Annotated in this window: 14 protein-coding genes; 4 read left to right on the top strand and 10 right to left on the bottom strand. The window is 61.0% G+C overall.

Annotation, left to right across the window (positions count from 1 at the left end; genetic code table 11):
- The first annotated feature begins 156 nt into the window (after positions 1–156).
- Positions 157–696, top strand: coding sequence for a hypothetical protein (locus EAO39_RS06150; RefSeq protein ID WP_120966627.1), 540 nt, complete (start codon positions 157–159; stop codon positions 694–696).
- A 39-nt stretch (positions 697–735) separates the two neighbouring features.
- Here the strand turns inward: EAO39_RS06150 and EAO39_RS06145 are convergent, their stop codons facing one another.
- From EAO39_RS06145 to EAO39_RS06120, 6 genes are all read right to left on the bottom strand, one after another.
- On the bottom strand, positions 736–1833 hold the full coding sequence (locus EAO39_RS06145) for a class I SAM-dependent methyltransferase (RefSeq protein ID WP_120970759.1): 1098 nt from the start codon (positions 1831–1833) through the stop codon (positions 736–738).
- 137 nt (positions 1834–1970) lie between these two features.
- Positions 1971–2495, bottom strand: a complete 525-nt coding sequence (locus EAO39_RS06140) for a GNAT family N-acetyltransferase (RefSeq protein ID WP_120966626.1) — start codon at positions 2493–2495, stop codon at positions 1971–1973.
- A 304-nt stretch (positions 2496–2799) separates the two neighbouring features.
- Positions 2800–4239 (bottom strand): coniferyl aldehyde dehydrogenase, encoded by a 1440-nt coding sequence (locus EAO39_RS06135; protein WP_120966625.1) that lies wholly within the window; start codon positions 4237–4239, stop codon positions 2800–2802.
- 158 nt (positions 4240–4397) lie between these two features.
- Positions 4398–4751, bottom strand: a complete 354-nt coding sequence (locus EAO39_RS06130) for a hypothetical protein (protein ID WP_120966624.1) — start codon at positions 4749–4751, stop codon at positions 4398–4400.
- A gap of 28 nt (positions 4752–4779) precedes the next feature.
- Complete coding sequence (gene clpB / locus EAO39_RS06125; protein ID WP_120966623.1) at positions 4780–7389, bottom strand: ATP-dependent chaperone ClpB; 2610 nt, start codon at positions 7387–7389, stop codon at positions 4780–4782.
- A gap of 138 nt (positions 7390–7527) precedes the next feature.
- Positions 7528–8448 (bottom strand): AraC family transcriptional regulator, encoded by a 921-nt coding sequence (locus EAO39_RS06120; protein ID WP_120966622.1) that lies wholly within the window; start codon positions 8446–8448, stop codon positions 7528–7530.
- 134 nt (positions 8449–8582) lie between these two features.
- On the opposite strand from EAO39_RS06120, the gene EAO39_RS06115 reads away from it, so the two are divergent.
- Entirely contained in the window at positions 8583–9476 is an 894-nt protein-coding gene (locus tag EAO39_RS06115; protein ID WP_120970757.1) for a DMT family transporter, read from the top strand.
- 100 nt (positions 9477–9576) lie between these two features.
- Here EAO39_RS06115 and moaE read toward each other — a convergent pair whose 3' ends face one another.
- Positions 9577–10035: a molybdopterin synthase catalytic subunit MoaE gene (gene moaE / locus EAO39_RS06110; RefSeq protein ID WP_120966621.1), complete on the bottom strand. Its 459-nt coding sequence runs from the start codon at positions 10033–10035 to the stop codon at positions 9577–9579.
- A gap of 117 nt (positions 10036–10152) precedes the next feature.
- Between moaE and EAO39_RS06105 the strand changes: the two genes are divergently transcribed.
- The gene (locus EAO39_RS06105) at positions 10153–10407 is read left to right on the top strand and encodes a hypothetical protein (protein ID WP_120966620.1); all 255 of its coding nucleotides are present in this window, start codon (positions 10153–10155) and stop codon (positions 10405–10407) included.
- A 12-nt stretch (positions 10408–10419) separates the two neighbouring features.
- Positions 10420–10743 carry a hypothetical protein gene (locus EAO39_RS06100; RefSeq protein ID WP_120966619.1) on the top strand — a complete coding sequence of 108 codons (324 nt, stop codon included), beginning with the start codon at positions 10420–10422 and terminating at the stop codon, positions 10741–10743.
- 108 nt (positions 10744–10851) lie between these two features.
- On the opposite strand, the gene EAO39_RS06095 is transcribed toward EAO39_RS06100, so the two are convergent.
- From EAO39_RS06095 to EAO39_RS06085, 3 genes are all read right to left on the bottom strand, one after another.
- A complete protein-coding gene (locus tag EAO39_RS06095; RefSeq protein WP_120966618.1) occupies positions 10852–11205 on the bottom strand; it encodes a recombinase family protein in 354 nt (117 codons plus the stop codon).
- Positions 11202–12629 (bottom strand): TIGR00366 family protein, encoded by a 1428-nt coding sequence (locus EAO39_RS06090; protein ID WP_120966617.1) that lies wholly within the window; start codon positions 12627–12629, stop codon positions 11202–11204. Before EAO39_RS06090 ends, EAO39_RS06095 begins: the two co-directional genes overlap by 4 nt.
- Before the next feature lie 295 nt (positions 12630–12924).
- Complete coding sequence (locus tag EAO39_RS06085) at positions 12925–15483, bottom strand: TonB-dependent receptor (protein ID WP_240466902.1); 2559 nt, start codon at positions 15481–15483, stop codon at positions 12925–12927.
- Between the last annotated feature and the right edge of the window lie 26 nt (positions 15484–15509).

Here is a 15509-nt window from a genome sequence, read left to right as displayed (position 1 = left end):
ATAGCATCACCTGACCGCGTCGCATGTTTGAGCGGCAGCCGATTGTGGAGCATCCCAACCGCTTTGCTTTGCGCGGGACCCAAGATTCATACCTCTGTCATGGTCGTGACTTGCAATAGCCGCTTGACTTCACTCTTGCCGCTTTTACCGACTGCCATGTTGCTGCAAAAAACCGCCAAAGCCCTTGAAGAACTCCAGCCCGGAACCCGCATGCTGCCGCAGCGCGCGCGCTCCGTGCTGCTGATGGCAGGTGGCAAAAGCCTGATCGAGCTGGAGCAAATGCTGGGTCTGGAACATGCGCAACTGGCACAGCAGCTGATGAGCGAGGGCTATCTGCAACTGCAGAGCGGCACGCCACAGCCAAACACCGGTATTCAAACCACCAATCCCGCGCCAAGCCCGGCTGCACCTGCTCTTCCACCGGTTGCAGCAGCGGCCATGTCCATGGCCGGAACGCGCATGTATCTGTTTGACCTGTGCGAGCGCCTGTTTGCCAACCGCCAAGAAGCACTGGCTCAGAGCCTGCGCCAGCAATTGCGTGCAGCGCGCGACATCGTCAGCCTGCGCGAAGCAGGCTTGGCCATGCTTGATGCGGTACAGGAACATGCGGGTGAAGAGCGCGCCAGCGCCCTGCGTGAGCAGCTTTCAGCCTTGCTGGAAACGCATGCAGACATAGACGAGGCTGTCGCAGCCTGAGGCCGGGCTCCGCGCCTGGCGCCCGATTTCAGGCCCTGCTCAGCGCTTGGCCGCCAGTCGCCACAGCGAAGTCACTTCCGCCGCGCGGGCCGCATGCAGCGGATCTTCCCTGTCCTGCACCTTGCCATGGCGGGGGCGTATATCGTCACGTCCCAGCACCTCAAGACCGGCTTCATCTATCCAGGCCAGCAGGCTTTCGCGTGTGCGCAGTTTCAGGTGCTCGGCCAGATCGGACAAGATCAGCCAGCCTTCGCCGCCAGGCAGCAAATGTCCACGCAGACCTTGCAAAAAGCCGCGCAGCATGCGGCTGTCTTCGTCATAAATGGCTTGATCCAGCAGCGATGCGGCCTTGCCTGGCAGCCAGGGCGGGTTGCAGACAATCAAACCGCTTTGGCCCTGAGGGAACAGATCGGCCTGCAGAAGCTCTGCCCGGGCACTCAATCCCAGGCGCTTCAGATTGTCCTTGGCGCAGGCCAGAGCGCGCTCGCTCATGTCCGTGGCCACCACTTTCTGCACTCCGCGCTTGAGCAGCAGGGCTGACAGCACGCCGGTGCCCACGCCGATATCCCAGGCCACGGCCTTGCCGGCAGCCGGAATTTCCGCTTTGGCCACCAGATCCAGATACTCGCCGCGCACGGGCGAGAACACACCGTACTGCGCATGGATGCGGGCATTCTTGCCCAGAGCAGCAATCTCCACGCCCGCCTTGCGCCATTCATGGGCGCCCACGGCGCCCAGCAGTTCGCGCAAGGGGATCAGCACCGTCTTGGCTCCGGCCTTGGCCGGTACCGGGCCCCAGGCTTCGGCACAGGCTTCGCTCCAGTCCGGCGCACGGCGCAGGGCGCAATGCCACTGCGCATCCAGCTCGATCAGAATGCTGGACAGCAGACGCGAGCGCTGGGCCTGAGCCTGGCGGTGCAAATGAAACGCGTGGGGGAAAACGGCCGCGGGGGCGCTGGCAGCCTTGGTGTTCTTGCGTGGAGCACGCTCCAGCCTACGGCTCAGCGCCAGCATCAGCTGGCGGGCATTGTGAAAATCGCCGCGCCAAACCAGGGCCGAGCCTTCACAGATGAGCTTGTAAGCCGCCTGGGCGGACAAAGTGTCGTCGGCCAGTTGCAGACGCTTGGGCTGCGGCATGGCACTTTGGGTGCGCCACAGGGCCTGATGTGTTTGATCAAGACCTTGCCACTGCAACAAGGTAAAGGCCAGGGAAGAGGATGTATCTGAATTCACGGCCTTACCTTGTGAGAAACGGCGAACGAAAGAGAGAGCGTTTAGCCGTTGAGAGGGCGCTTGACGCGCACTTCTTCGATCTTGATGCTGCCGATGACAGCTGTCTTGGCGGTAGACATTTCGCGCTTGAAGCCTGCCATTTCGTGGAAACGCAGGGCACGCTCGTTGCGCAGCGGGATCCAGGCGGTCACGTTGGTGCAGCCTTCTTCCAGCAGACCATCGCGGGCGGCATCCCACAGGGCGATGCCAACACCTTGGCTCCAGTGAGCGGGAGAGGCATAGATTGCCCAAATCTCACCGGTGGTCTGGCGAGATTTCTCATCGCGTGAGCGGTCAAAACCGACGAAACCGACGATCTTGTCGCCTTCGATGGCAACCTGAACCTGGGGTTCGCAAAATTCAATGGCTTCGCGCCAGTAAGCCTGACGCTTTTCAACAGACGACATGGACTTCAACTGGTCGTCGGGGATCAGCCCACGGTAAGCCTCCAGTGCGGAAGCAGTATGGATCTGGGCAATCGCTTTTGCATCGCGAAGAGTGGCGGGACGAACCTGGATACTAGACATGGAAAAACCGGGACGTAAACATGTGAGAATAGGAAGGCCGCAATTGTCTACGGATTCCATTTTTAAGTACGCGCCATGGCAGTAAGCCATGCGCGCAAGTACGGCTGTCCGTAAACTCTTGCCCCAGGGCAAACGATGTGCTATGCGCTCACCAAAATGAAGCAGCTAGCACAAGCCCATCAAGGGTTTGCTTGATATTTGATACAAAATCCAAACACCTGCAACCCGCTCTATCGCCGTCATGGACGATGCGGAAGTTGCCCCGCGGCAAGCTGATGCCGCGCGCCCTGCCACCCAAATCCGGCTAAAACCAACGGCGCATGAAATCCATCACGCGATCGAATTTCTCGCCAAAAGGTGGATAAAGCAGGGACGTGGCGGCCCAGCGCGACTGCACAAAGACGGCTTTCTGGTGCGTAAAGCGCAAAAAGCCTTGCTCCGAATGGTAGGCACCCCAGCCGCTATCGCCCACGCCGCCAAACGGCAGATTGTCGTGAGCCACATGCAGCAAGGTATCGTTCACGCAGACACCGCCGCTGACGGTGCGGGCCAGCACCGCATCGCGCTCGGTCTCGTTGTTGCCAAACCAGTACAGGGCCAAAGGCCTGGGACTGGCGTTGATGGCATTGATCACATCCTCGATGTGTTCGTATGAGATCACCGGCAGGATGGGGCCAAAGATTTCCTCTTGCATCAACTGCATCTGCCCCGTAGTGCCAAACACCAGCGCCGGCGCCAGCTGGCGCTCCACGGCCTCGCCCCAGCTCGTGGCATCACCTTCGGCCGCAGGCGCCGCCGCCTCGTGCATCCAGTGCACCTGCGCCCCCAGGCTCTGGGCCTGGCGCAGCATCTGCTTCAAGCGCGCCAGATGGCGTTTGCTGATGATGGCCGTGTAATCCGGGTTGCCCGAGATCGAGGGATAGAGCTTTTGCACCGCGGCCCTGAAGGCCTCGGCAAACGCCTGCTCCTGTCCGCGCGGCAGCAGCACATAGTCGGGCGCAATACAGGTCTGGCCTGCATTGATCAGCTTGCCATAGGCAATCTTGAGCGCGACTTCCTGCATATCGCAGCTTTGCGAGAGTATGCAAGGCGACTTGCCACCCAGCTCCAGCGTGGTGGGCGTCAGATGCACCGCCGCCGCCTGGGCCACGCGGCGCCCTACGGCCGTGGAGCCGGTAAACAGCAGATGGTCGAACTGCAGACCCGAGAATTGCGTGGCAACACCCGTATCGCCCTGGATCACACAGAATTCGTCGGGGGCAAAAAAACGGGCCACCAGCTCGGCCATCTTGGCCGAGGTATGCGGCGTCAGCTCGCTGGGCTTGAGCATGACGCGGTTGCCCGCAGCCAGCGCAGTGATGGCCGGTGCCAGCGACAGCTGCACCGGATAATTCCAGGGCGCGATGATGCCCACCACCCCCAGGGGCTGGCGCTCGACCCAGGCCTTGCCCGGCTGCAGCATCAGCGGAGTACGCACGCGCTGGCGCCTGGACCACACCCCCAGATGCTTGAGCGTGTGCTTGAGCATGTTGCGCACCAGCATCAGGTCAAGCATCTCCGTCCAGCGCTCGGAGCGCACGCCAAAGTCAGCCTGCACGGCAGCTGACAGCTCGGCACCGCTTTCCACCAGCATTTTTTGCAAGCGCAGCAGGCGCTCGCGGCGCACCAAAATGGGCACGTCCACCTGCGCGCGGCTGGCTTGGTATTGCAGGTCAAAAATGCGGTGCAAGTCCATGTAGTTCATGCCTGTCTGAAAAGCTCTTTAATCACAGCCTCAACCATAGCCTGAGACTGCGTAAACACGGCGTAAAAAAAGAGCCTGATGCATACAGCATTCAGACTCCTTGGTACGAATGAGAGGCCGTCTGCAACCCAGTATGAGGGCTGCAGACGGCCTTGTCATTACGACTCGTGCACTTCGCGTGGCTGCACGTCGGTCACGTCACCGGCGCCCGGCAACACGCCACGACGCGAGCGTGAATCGCGTTCTTCAGCCGCAGAGGCCTTGCCCGACGATTGCGCCATCCACTCGGCACCCGAGCGGTATACCGTCTGCCAGCCGGCAAACGGGCTCATGCCGCCCATGCTCATGGGCATGATGGGCTGACCGGTGAGCCTGGCCCACAGGGCACGCAAGCCCCAGAGCAGCGCCAGCGAGCCGGCCACTGCCATCAGGCACAGAAAGAACACCAGACCCACCAGCATCAGCACGATGCGGATGGCCCAACGGGTAGCGGTGGTGGCGAAATCGTTCAAAGCAAAACCTTTCTATTGCTCAAGAAGCTCAGGCAGTGCCTGCGGCCTCGAACCTGAATACCCCGGGCGCAGTGACCGGGTCCACATGTACCGAGATGGTACTCTTGGGCAGAAATTTGCCTTCAAGTAACAACTTGGACAGCGGATTTTCAATACGCTGTTGAATCGCACGCTTGAGCGGACGGGCACCGAACACGGGATCGAAGCCAACCTTGGCCAACTCGGCCAGAGCCTGCTCGGACACCTGAATGCCCAGATCCATTTTCTCCAGACGACGCTCCAGCAGTTTGAGCTGAATTCTGGCAATAGCCTCGATATTGCGTGCGTCCAGCGCATGGAAGACCACGGTCTCGTCGATGCGATTCAAGAATTCGGGTCGGAAATGGGTTTTAAGTTCCCCCCACACCGCTTCTTTGATGTCATCGGCGTCCTGGCCCACCATGGCCTGAATCAAATGTGAACCAATGTTGCTGGTCATCACGATCACGGTGTTCTTGAAGTCCACCGTGCGACCCTGACCATCGGTCAAGCGGCCATCGTCGAGCACCTGCAGCAGCACATTGAAGACATCGGGGTGGGCTTTTTCCACCTCGTCGAGCAGCAGCACGCTATAGGGCTTGCGGCGCACGGCTTCCGTCAGGTAGCCGCCCTCCTCGTAGCCCACATAGCCTGGTGGCGCACCAATCAGACGTGCCACAGAGTGCTTTTCCATGAATTCGCTCATGTCGATGCGCACCAGATGGTCTTCGCTGTCGAACATAAAGCCTGCCAGCGCCTTGCACAGCTCGGTCTTGCCCACGCCGGTAGGGCCCAGGAACAGGAAGGAGCCTGTGGGGCGATTCGGATCGGACAGACCCGAGCGCGAACGGCGGATGGCATTGGCCACGGCAGAGATCGCCTCCTCCTGGCCCACCACACGCTCGTGCAGCTTGTCTTCCATGCGCAGCAGCTTGTCTTTTTCGCCCTGCATCATCTTGGCCACGGGAATACCGGTGGCACGGCTGACCACCTCGGCAATTTCCTCGGCACCGACTTGCGTGCGCAGCAGCTGGTTGGCGGGCTTGCTGCCGCCTTCCTCTTCGTTCTGGGCTTCATGCAACTGCTTTTCCAGAGCAGGCAGCTTGCCGTATTGCAGCTCGGCCACCTTGTTGAAATCACCTTTGCGCTTGAATTCCTCGATCTGCACGCGGATCTGGTCGATCTCCTTGCGGATCTGCTCCGAACCCTGGGCGCTGGCCTTCTCCGAAGTCCAGACCTCTTCCAGATCGGCGTATTCACGCTCCAGATTCTCGAGTTCTTCCTCGATCAAGGCCAGACGCTTTTGCGAAGCCTCGTCCTTTTCCTTCTTCATGGCTTCGCGCTCGATCTTGAGCTGAATCATGCGGCGCTCGAGCTTGTCCATGACCTCGGGCTTGGAGTCCATCTCGATCTTGATCTTGGCCGCAGCCTCGTCAATCAGGTCGATGGCCTTGTCCGGCAGAAAACGGTCGGTGATATAGCGGTGCGACAGCTCGGCCGCAGCCACGATGGCGGGGTCGGTAATGTCCACGTTGTGGTGGCTTTCGTACTTGACCTGCAGACCGCGCAAGATGGCAATCGTGTCTTCCACCGAAGGCTCGTTGACCATCACCTTCTGGAAGCGCCGCTCCAGCGCCGCGTCTTTTTCAATGTACTTGCGGTACTCGTCCAGCGTGGTGGCGCCCACGCAGTGCAGCTCGCCACGCGCCAGGGCGGGCTTGAGCATATTGCCTGCGTCCATGGCTCCGTCGGCCTTGCCGGCGCCTACCATGGTGTGAATTTCGTCGATGAAAAGAATGATCCGGCCTTCGTCCTGCGAGACTTCCTTGAGCACGGATTTGAGGCGCTCTTCAAAATCACCGCGATACTTGGCACCGGCCAGCAGGCCCGCCATATCCAGCGACAGCACGCGCTTATTCTTCAGGGATTCAGGTACTTCACCGGCCACAATGCGCTGGGCCAGACCTTCCACGATTGCGGTCTTACCCACGCCGGGCTCACCGATCAGCACGGGATTGTTCTTGCTGCGGCGTTGCAGCACCTGAATGGCCCGACGGATCTCATCGTCGCGGCCGATCACGGGATCAAGCTTGCCGCTGCGGGCACGCTCGGTCAGGTCCAGGGTGTATTTTTTGAGGGCTTCGCGCTGGCCTTCGGCTTCTGCGCTGTCCACGTTCTGCCCACCGCGCACGGCATCAATGGCCGACTCCAGACTGGAGCGGCTGACACCGCTTTCCTTGAGCAAAGCGCCTGCACGGCTGGACGAGCCCGCGCCATCGGCCAGGGCCAGCAAGAACAGCTCGCTGGCGATGAACTGGTCGCCACGCTTCATGGCTTCCTTGTCGGTGGCCTGCAGCAGACGGGCCAGCTCCGAGCCCACTTGCACGTCGCCTTGCTGCTGCACGCGCGGCAGATCGGCCATGGCCTTCTCGGCCGAGCTCTTGAGTTGCTGCACATTGCAGCCTGCACGCTGCAGCAGCGCGGACGGACCGTCGGGCTGGCGCAGCATGGCGACCAGCAGATGCAGAGGGTCAATGGTGGATTGATCGGCGCCCAGCGCAAGCGACTGCGCATCGGCCAAAGCTTCTTGAAATTTGGTAGTCAGTTTGTCAATTCGCATAGTGTGGGTCTCCACTCCATAACAGATTCATTGCTCATAATCTAAGCACATAGCGGAGATTTTCAAGGTCTGCGCCTGCAACAAAGTCTCCGGCTTGCGCCAGATCAAAGGCCATCCATCGCGGCACACCAGCGCCCGTCAAGCATCCTGCTGCAGCCGGGAAAACTGCGTAGGAGTCATGCCCAAATGCGTGCGAAAGCTGCGCAGCAGGTGACTGGCGCTGGAAAAACCCGTCTCCTCCGCCACTCGGGCCAGCGTCGGCCTGCATCCCGATGCCGCCAGCAAGCTGCGTGCCCGGCCCAGCCTGCGCTGCAGCACCCAGTCATGAACGGTGCAGCCCATGCTCTGGTGAAACATGCGGGCAAAGTGAAACTCCGACAGACAGGCCACCCCGGCCAGAGCCTGCAGCGTCAGCGCCTTGCTGTCCGCCAGATGTGCCTCAACATAGTCCAGCACCCGGCGGCGCGCCAGCGAAGACAGACCGCCAGCCACTCTGAGCGCGGCCTGCCTGCGCTGGGGCGTGGCCGATTGCAGCACCAGGCTGTCCAGCACCTGCTGACTCAGCGTATCGGCCCGCAGCCAGCTGGCTGCATCGCTCCAGTCCAGCGCATCCAGCGTCTGCGCCCAGCGCAGATAAGCGGCATCCTGGGCATAGATTTGCGGTGTTGGTGCATGGCTGCGCGGCTCGGCATCGAGCAGGCGCACCACGCGCTCGGCCCAGGCCTGATCCGAGATGTAGAGATGCAGAAAGCGCACCGGTTCGCGCACCAGCCATGACGATTCATGCTGCGCCGGAAAAATGCAAAAGCGCCCGGCCTCACCGCGCGCATCCGCATCGCCCTTGAGTTGCGAGCCCTTGCCGCCCGCCAGATACACGCTGAGCGTGTGATGGCTTTGCCGGCTATAGACCACCTCGTCATCACGATTGGCCCAGACCGCCAGTTGCAGCGATTGGGTCAGCTGTGCCTGCCGCTGCAGCTGCGCCTGCGACTGCGCCAGCACCTGGCAAAGATGCTGTTGCTGTGGTCGGGAGACGGGCTGCAAGGCGGGGGCGCACATGGCCCATTGTGTCCCAGCTCTTCAACCAGGCCTGTCCATCCCGGCTTGCAGCGCCACAAAACCGCAGGAATATGCAATGCCGCAACCAGGCCGCCGCGCATCATGGCCAGCATCTTGTGATTGCCGAGAAAGCCATGATGTTGCCTTTGTATGCCCTGGTCGTGCTGATCTGGGGCTCCACCTGGATCGCGCTGAAAATGCAGCTGGGCAGCGTGCCCATTGAGATCTCGATTGCCTACCGCTTTGGCCTAGCCGCCCTGGTTCTGTTTGCCTGGCTCGCCCTGAGCCGCCAATGGAAAGTGCCGCGCGGCCCGGCCGTGCCGCGGGTACTGGCACAGGGTCTATGCCTTTTCAGTCTGAACTTTGTCTGCTTCATGCACGCCAGCGAGACGCTGACCAGCGGCCTCGCCGCCGTGGTCTTTTCCAGCGCCAGCATCTGGAACGCACTGCTGGCCCGACTGATCTATGGCCGCAGGCTGGCACCCCATGTGCTGGCCGGCAGCAGCCTGGGGCTGGCGGGTCTGGTCATTCTGTTCTGGCCCGAGCTGGCCCAGGGTCAGCACGCCAGCTGGCAGGGTCTGGCCTGGGCTCTGGGCGGAACGCTATGCTTTTCTTGCGGCAACATGCTCTCTGCCTCGCTGCAGAAGCTGGGCTACAAGCCGCTGCAGACCAATGCCTGGGGCATGCTAGCGGGCACGCTGCTGCTGGCGGTCTATGCGCTGATGGCAGGCCTGCCGTGGACATTCGACACCCGTCCCGGCTACACAGCCGCGCTGCTGTATCTGGCGCTTCCCGGCTCGGTGATTGCCTTTACCGCCTATCTGACACTGGTGGGCCGACTCGGCCCCGAGAAAGCCGCCTATGCCACGGTACTGTTTCCCATCGTGGCACTCAATATCTCGGCCCTGGTCGAGGGCTATGCCTGGACGGGCAGCGGCCTGCTGGGTCTGGCCCTGGTGATGGCCGGCAATGTGCTGGTCTTCAAGCCGCCGCGCTGGATGGCGGGGCTGACACTTCAGAAATCGTAGCTGAATGCGCTTGATACATAAGGGCTAGAGCCAGATTATTCATAGAATTGCAGATTCTACACCCTCACCGCCCCACGCCGACCGCACTCCGCAACCCAGACTAGCTCCAACGCGCCAGCGCCTGTTCATCGCTGACGCGGGCATCCACCCAGCGCGCGCCCTGCGGGGTCTCTTCCTTCTTCCAGAAAGGCGCTTCGGACTTGAGAAAGTCCATGATGAATTCGCAGGCCTCGAAGGACTTGCCCCGGTGGGCCGAGGTCACAGCCACCAGCACGATCTGCTCCATGGGTTGCAACAAGCCGATGCGGTGAATGACCTTGGCGCCGTAGATATCAAAACGCAGCACGGCCTTGTCGATGATGGCCTCTATGCTTTTCTCGGTCATGCCAGGGTAATGCTCCAGCTCCATGCTGGAGACGGCATCGCCCTCGTTGCGGTCCCGCACCGTGCCCACAAAGCTGCAAACCGCGCCTACGCGCGCATCGCCGGCACGCAAGACGGCGATTTCGGCACTGAGGTCAAAGTCCTGGGTCTGAATGGATACACGGGTAGCAGTCATGCCTGCATTGTCGCAGGCCAGCAGGGGAGGCGGGAGAGCATTAGGATGACGGATAACGCACAGAGCAGGCAGCCACTGCCCTCGCCGCGACTCCTTCACGCCCATAAAGCCAGAGCCATGGTCACCCAAACAATCAACACGCCCACCTACACGCTCTATCCGTCACCGCGCAACGAGCACCGGATCATTTTTGAGTTCCAGGTCTTCGTGCCCCACCCCTACGCCATCATTTACCTGCCCGACTACAACTTCAAAGGCAAGGCCACGCTGTTTTCTGCCCACCGCGTGGCCGACGGCAAATCGGGCCACCTGGTGACTTGCGAGCTGGCCGAAGACCTGGCCCGCTTTGAGCGCCTGTTTGAACCCGATTGAGGCATTGCAGCCATGGACGACACCAGCCAGATCCAGCCGCCACCCAGTTTTGCCGAACTGTTTCGCACACGCAGCGGCAAGCTGTCCGCACCGATTGCCGAGGTCGTGGCGCGCTACGAGCTGTGCGAAGACCTGGCCAGCCATCTGACAGAGCAGGCACAGACGCTTTATCACTCGGGTAACTCGTCCGAGGAGCAGGTGCTGCTGGGCATGCATGCCGGTCTGGCAGTCCAGGACTCGGTAGTCAGCCCCGGCGAGGCCGGCTGGATTGTGCAGCGCATGGCCGAGTTGCTGGAATGGCGCGCACCCCAGCTGCCCGAGAACGGTGAAGATTAAAGAGAAATCAGCCTCCAACCCTTGTTGAACAAGCGCTGACGGCTATCAAAATAAAAGCCGTGCAGCAGGAGCTGCACGGCTTTTTTGCCTCTGGCGCCGCAGCGCCGATTATTCGCTGCCCGAGCCGGCGCTCTTCCAGTCCGCATAGCGGTTCAGAATGCGCTGCACCTGGCCGTGGGTCCACTCCCCGCCCTTGGCGGCCGCAATGCCGCGGACATTGAGTTCGGCTGCCATGGCCCGGTGGGTCAGGCCTTGTTGCAGCAGTTCGGCAAACAGCGCCTCATGCTGCCTGGCAAAGGCATCGGCTGCCGATTTACGTTTTTCCACCGTGGCTCGGATATTCGCCGCCCCGGCCGTGCCCAGCTTGACACCGCGCTCGCGCGCCTCGGCCAGCGCCTTGCGCGTGCGGGAGCTGATCTCGGGGTTGATTTCAGTGGAAGGCGAATCGGCAGTTTCGGTCATGGCATTACGGGTGGGATATAGCTCAGGGTCTGACCAAGGAACCATAACAGGAACAGCACCACCGGCGCATGCACCAGCAATTGCACGAAGTTGAAGCCGATCAGATCACGCGCCTTCAGGCCCAGCACACCCAGCAGCGGCAGCATGTAGAAGGGGTTGATCAGATTGGGCAGCGCTTCGGCCGCGTTGTAGATCTGCACGGCCCAGCCCAGGTGGTACTGCAAATCATTCGCCACCTGCATCACATACGGTGCTTCGACAATCCATTTGCCGCCGCCCGAGGGCAGGAAAAAGCCCAGCACGGCCGAGTACACGCCCATGAGCACGGCATAGGTGTCGTGCGTGGCGAAGTTGGTGAAGAAGGTGGAGATATGGTGGGCAATGCTCGCACCCTCCGCGCCCTTGACTTCGGTCATGATGGCCGCAATCGCGCCGTACAGCGGGAACTGGATCATCACACCGGTGGTGGTGGGCACGGCGCGGGCCACGGCATCCAGAAAGCTACGGGGGCGCCAGTGCAGCAAGGCTCCGGCCATCAGGAAAATCAGGTTGTAGGTGTTCAGCCCCGAAATCGCCTGGATGAAAGGCTTGCTGGAGAACTCTTCCGCCATCCAGCCCACGGTCAGCGCCACCAGCAAGAGGATGAGAATCGGGCTGTGCTCCAGCCATTCACCGGGACGGGTAGGCTTGGACTGCTTGTGCACCGCCTCGTCGCTGATATCCACCTCACACTGGGCCGCATCGCGCGCCGTCTTCTCGCCAGGCGCCGTCATATAGGCCACGACGATGGAGATCACCATCAACACGCCCAGCAGCACACCCGACTGCCACAGAAAAATGGTCTGCGTGAACGGAATCACACCCGTAATCGCCAGAATGCCGGGCGGCAGGCTGGCGGCATTGGCCTGCAGCTGCGCTGCCGACGAAGAAATGCCCAGCGCCCACACGGCACCCAGGCCCAGATAGACGGCGGCGCCCGCAGCACGGTAGTCCATCTTGATATCGGTGCGACGTGCCAGCGCTTTGACCAGCAGACCGCCAAACACCAGGCTCAGGCCCCAGTTAAGCAGTGATGCCGTCAGGGACACAAAAGCCACCCAGGCCACGGCCTGGCGGCCATTGCCTGGAACGCGGGCCAGCGATTGGATCAGCTTGGATGCGGGCTTGGAACTGGCCACCACATAGCCGCCAATCACCACAAAGGCCATCTGCATGGTGAAGGGGATCAGGCTCCAGAAACCCTTGCCAAAGGCCTTGCTGGTTTCCTGCACAGGCGCGCCGATCGCAAATGCGGCCAGCACCACGATGGCAATGCCGGCCACGGCAAACACCCAGGAATCAGGGAACCACTTTTCCGCCCAGCTCGCGCAGCGCATTGCAAAACGGGCCGTGCGGGTCTCCTCCATATTGACGTGAGTTGTCATGAGGTAACGCTTTCAGTCTCTTTTAGAAGCGCTGGATTCTCATAAAGGACGGCCGTCAAATTTATGAAAAACGCCATGGGTAAACCCTAGTAGGTATTCACACGACAGGAGTATCCATGCGGCGCGACTTGCCATCATCGGCGTGCTGCGCGGCGTCTCAAGCGCTACGAACTCGGCCTGGCGATACAGACGAAGCGCTTGCTGTCGCGCACGCCCGTATCAGAAATGCGGGTATCACCAGCCCCTGGATCGGCGCAGCATGCACTGACAGTTACGCACCTACGCCTCTCCCGCCTTACCAGGTGTGCGTGTAACCGACCTTGAGTACCGCACCTGCCGCAGGCAGGCGGCTCGTGTTCGAGCTGCTGCGCATCAGCTGGCTGTACAGCGGGTAGTACTGGCGATTCAAGAGATTTTCCACACCCAGCACCACACTGTTTTTGGCATTGATCTTCCAACGGCTGATCAAGTCCAGCGTGGTGTAGCTGCTGACCTCGCGGCGACCAAAGGCGTTCACCCCATTGATACGGTAATCGCGAGAACCGTAATAGGTGGCTTGCAGTCGGTGGCTCCAGCTGGTATCAGGCCGGTACTCCACATAGGCCGTGAGCTTGAGCGGTGGAATTCGGTAGCCGGTAAGCACCTGATAGTTGGCCGCCCCTTGAGGCTGCTCCCGCCCCCGCATCCAGGTCAGCGAGCCGCCGCCTCGCAGCTTGTCGTCCTTGCTGAAGTAGTCAACAGCGGCCTCCAGCCCATGCACTTTTTCCTTGGTACGCGCCAAGGTCAATCCATTGTTGAAACTCTGCAATGCTCCCAGATCGGAGGAGGACTGAAATACGCTCAGATTGGCAAGAAAAGTATCAAAGCGCCCGCGCCAGCCCAGCTCCACCGTATCGGTCTTCACCGACTGCAGCAGCGAGTTGCCAAGATTGAAGCTGGGCGTCGCATTGCGCACCTGAATCCCGATATCCGGAAGCTCAAAACCCTGGCTGTACGAGCCATAAATCTCCTGCCCCTGAACCGGTGTGAATACTGCTCCCGCATTGAAAGTCCAGTCGCCATAGCTCACCGTGCCGCCCCGCACCGTGGCCGGATTGGCCACGCGTGACTGTGACAGCGGTACAAAGTCGCCAAAGCTGGCGCTTGCCTTGTCATAACGCACACCACCCTCCGCCGACCATTGATCGGAGAAGCGGTGCTGCAGCTGCGCAAATGCCCCCAGACTGCGCGTCGTCACCCGGGGCATATAAGTCAGACGGCCAATTTTGTTGAACACCATGCCGGCACTGGCGTCGTAGACCTTGGGATCAAAGATGTCGATAGGCATGTCGGAGCGCTCTTGATTGAAGTCCGCGCCCCAGATCAACAGACTTTTCTGGCTCGAACCCAGCGGTGTCTTGATCGTCAGACGCCCGCCCAGCACATTGGAGTTCTGCATGGTTTGATCGACATTGCCACCGCGCACCGACACGGCCCGCGCATCAAACGGCGCAAAGCGCGCAAAGAAATCCCGGTAATAGAGCTGCGCAGCCAGTGTGCTGCCGGCCAGATCTTTGTGCTCGTAGTCCAGCCCCAGCATGGAATTCTTGACACGATTTTGATCTGCCAGCTGCAAACCCTTGATGGCCTTTGCTGTAGCGCTACCCGCGGGCAAGCGCGCTACCGACGGGTCCGATCCATAGTCCGAGGATTGCTTGGCGTCATGGTGACTGGCCGAGAGCTGCAGGCGCTGGCTTGCGTCAAGCTTGAAACCGATCTTGCCCGATAGACTGTGAATATTGGAGTCAAACAGATCGCCCTGGCTGGGCTCTGGCGCAATGCGATCACCTTTGGCATCAAAGGAAGCGCCCACATGCTTTGCGCCCAGGCTCACGGAATAGTCCACGACATCGTTGCCGCCGGACATGTAGTGCTGCACCTCTGCGCCAAGGCCCGATGCCCCCAAGCGCGACAGTGGCGCCACACCGGTGACCGTGGTTTCCGCATAGGTCTCGCCCGAAGGCCTGCGCGTGCGGATGGACACAATGCCACCTGCTGCACCGCTGCCATAAATGGCACTGCTGCCGCGCAGCACTTCAATCTGCTCGATATCCGCAGGATTGATATTGGCCAGGTTACGCGAGGAATCGCGGTTGGTATTCATCGGTATGCCATCAACCAGCACCAGCATATTGCGCCCGCGCAGCGTTTGCCCATAGTCGGTGATGGCGTGACTTGAATCAGCCATGCCGGGGACAGCCTTGCTCAGCAAGGTCGCCAGGCTGTCCGATCCCTGGCGCAGGGTTTCGATCTCCTCGCGCTCAAGCGTCGTTACCTGGCGCACGGGCGGGGTCAGATTGCCCTGGGTACGAGCCGAAACCAGTACCTCCTGCATGGTGTGTGCATCAGCAGCTACTGTGTTGCCCAGGGCTGCAGTCGCCGCAGCCGAAGCCTCCACCTCCGTGCGGGAAGCAGGTTCCAACGCATAGCTGCCATCACCCACCCTGCGCGCCTTCAGGCCCGAGCCTTGCAACAAGCGCTCAAAGCCTTGCTCCAAAGACATTGTCCCCTTGAGTCCCGCGCTCTGGCGCTCGCGCACCTTGCCCATATCCAGACTGAGGCTCACCCCAGCCTGACTGGCAAGGCTCAATAGCGCGCTCCCCAAAGGGCCTGCAGCCACATCGAATTGCCGGACATAGTCACGCTGCGCGGCCTGAGCCGTCACAGCGATCTGGGCTCCAGCGACCGCCGGCAGCGTGCCAGCCATTGCCACCAAAGCCAGATGAACCAGGCCTGCCAATGCATTGGATGCAGGTCTTTGCCCCACGGAGCTAGATGTTGGCGGGGCGGAGAAAAAAGGTGTTTGAGAACTCATGGCAGCGGATTCCTGTCACTGGAAAA

Source organism: Comamonas sp. lk, from assembly GCF_900564145.1.
Classification (GTDB): Bacteria; Pseudomonadota; Gammaproteobacteria; order Burkholderiales; family Burkholderiaceae_C; genus Comamonas.
Note: the sequence above shows the minus strand (reverse complement) of the source record. Positions and strands in the feature narration are given on the sequence as shown.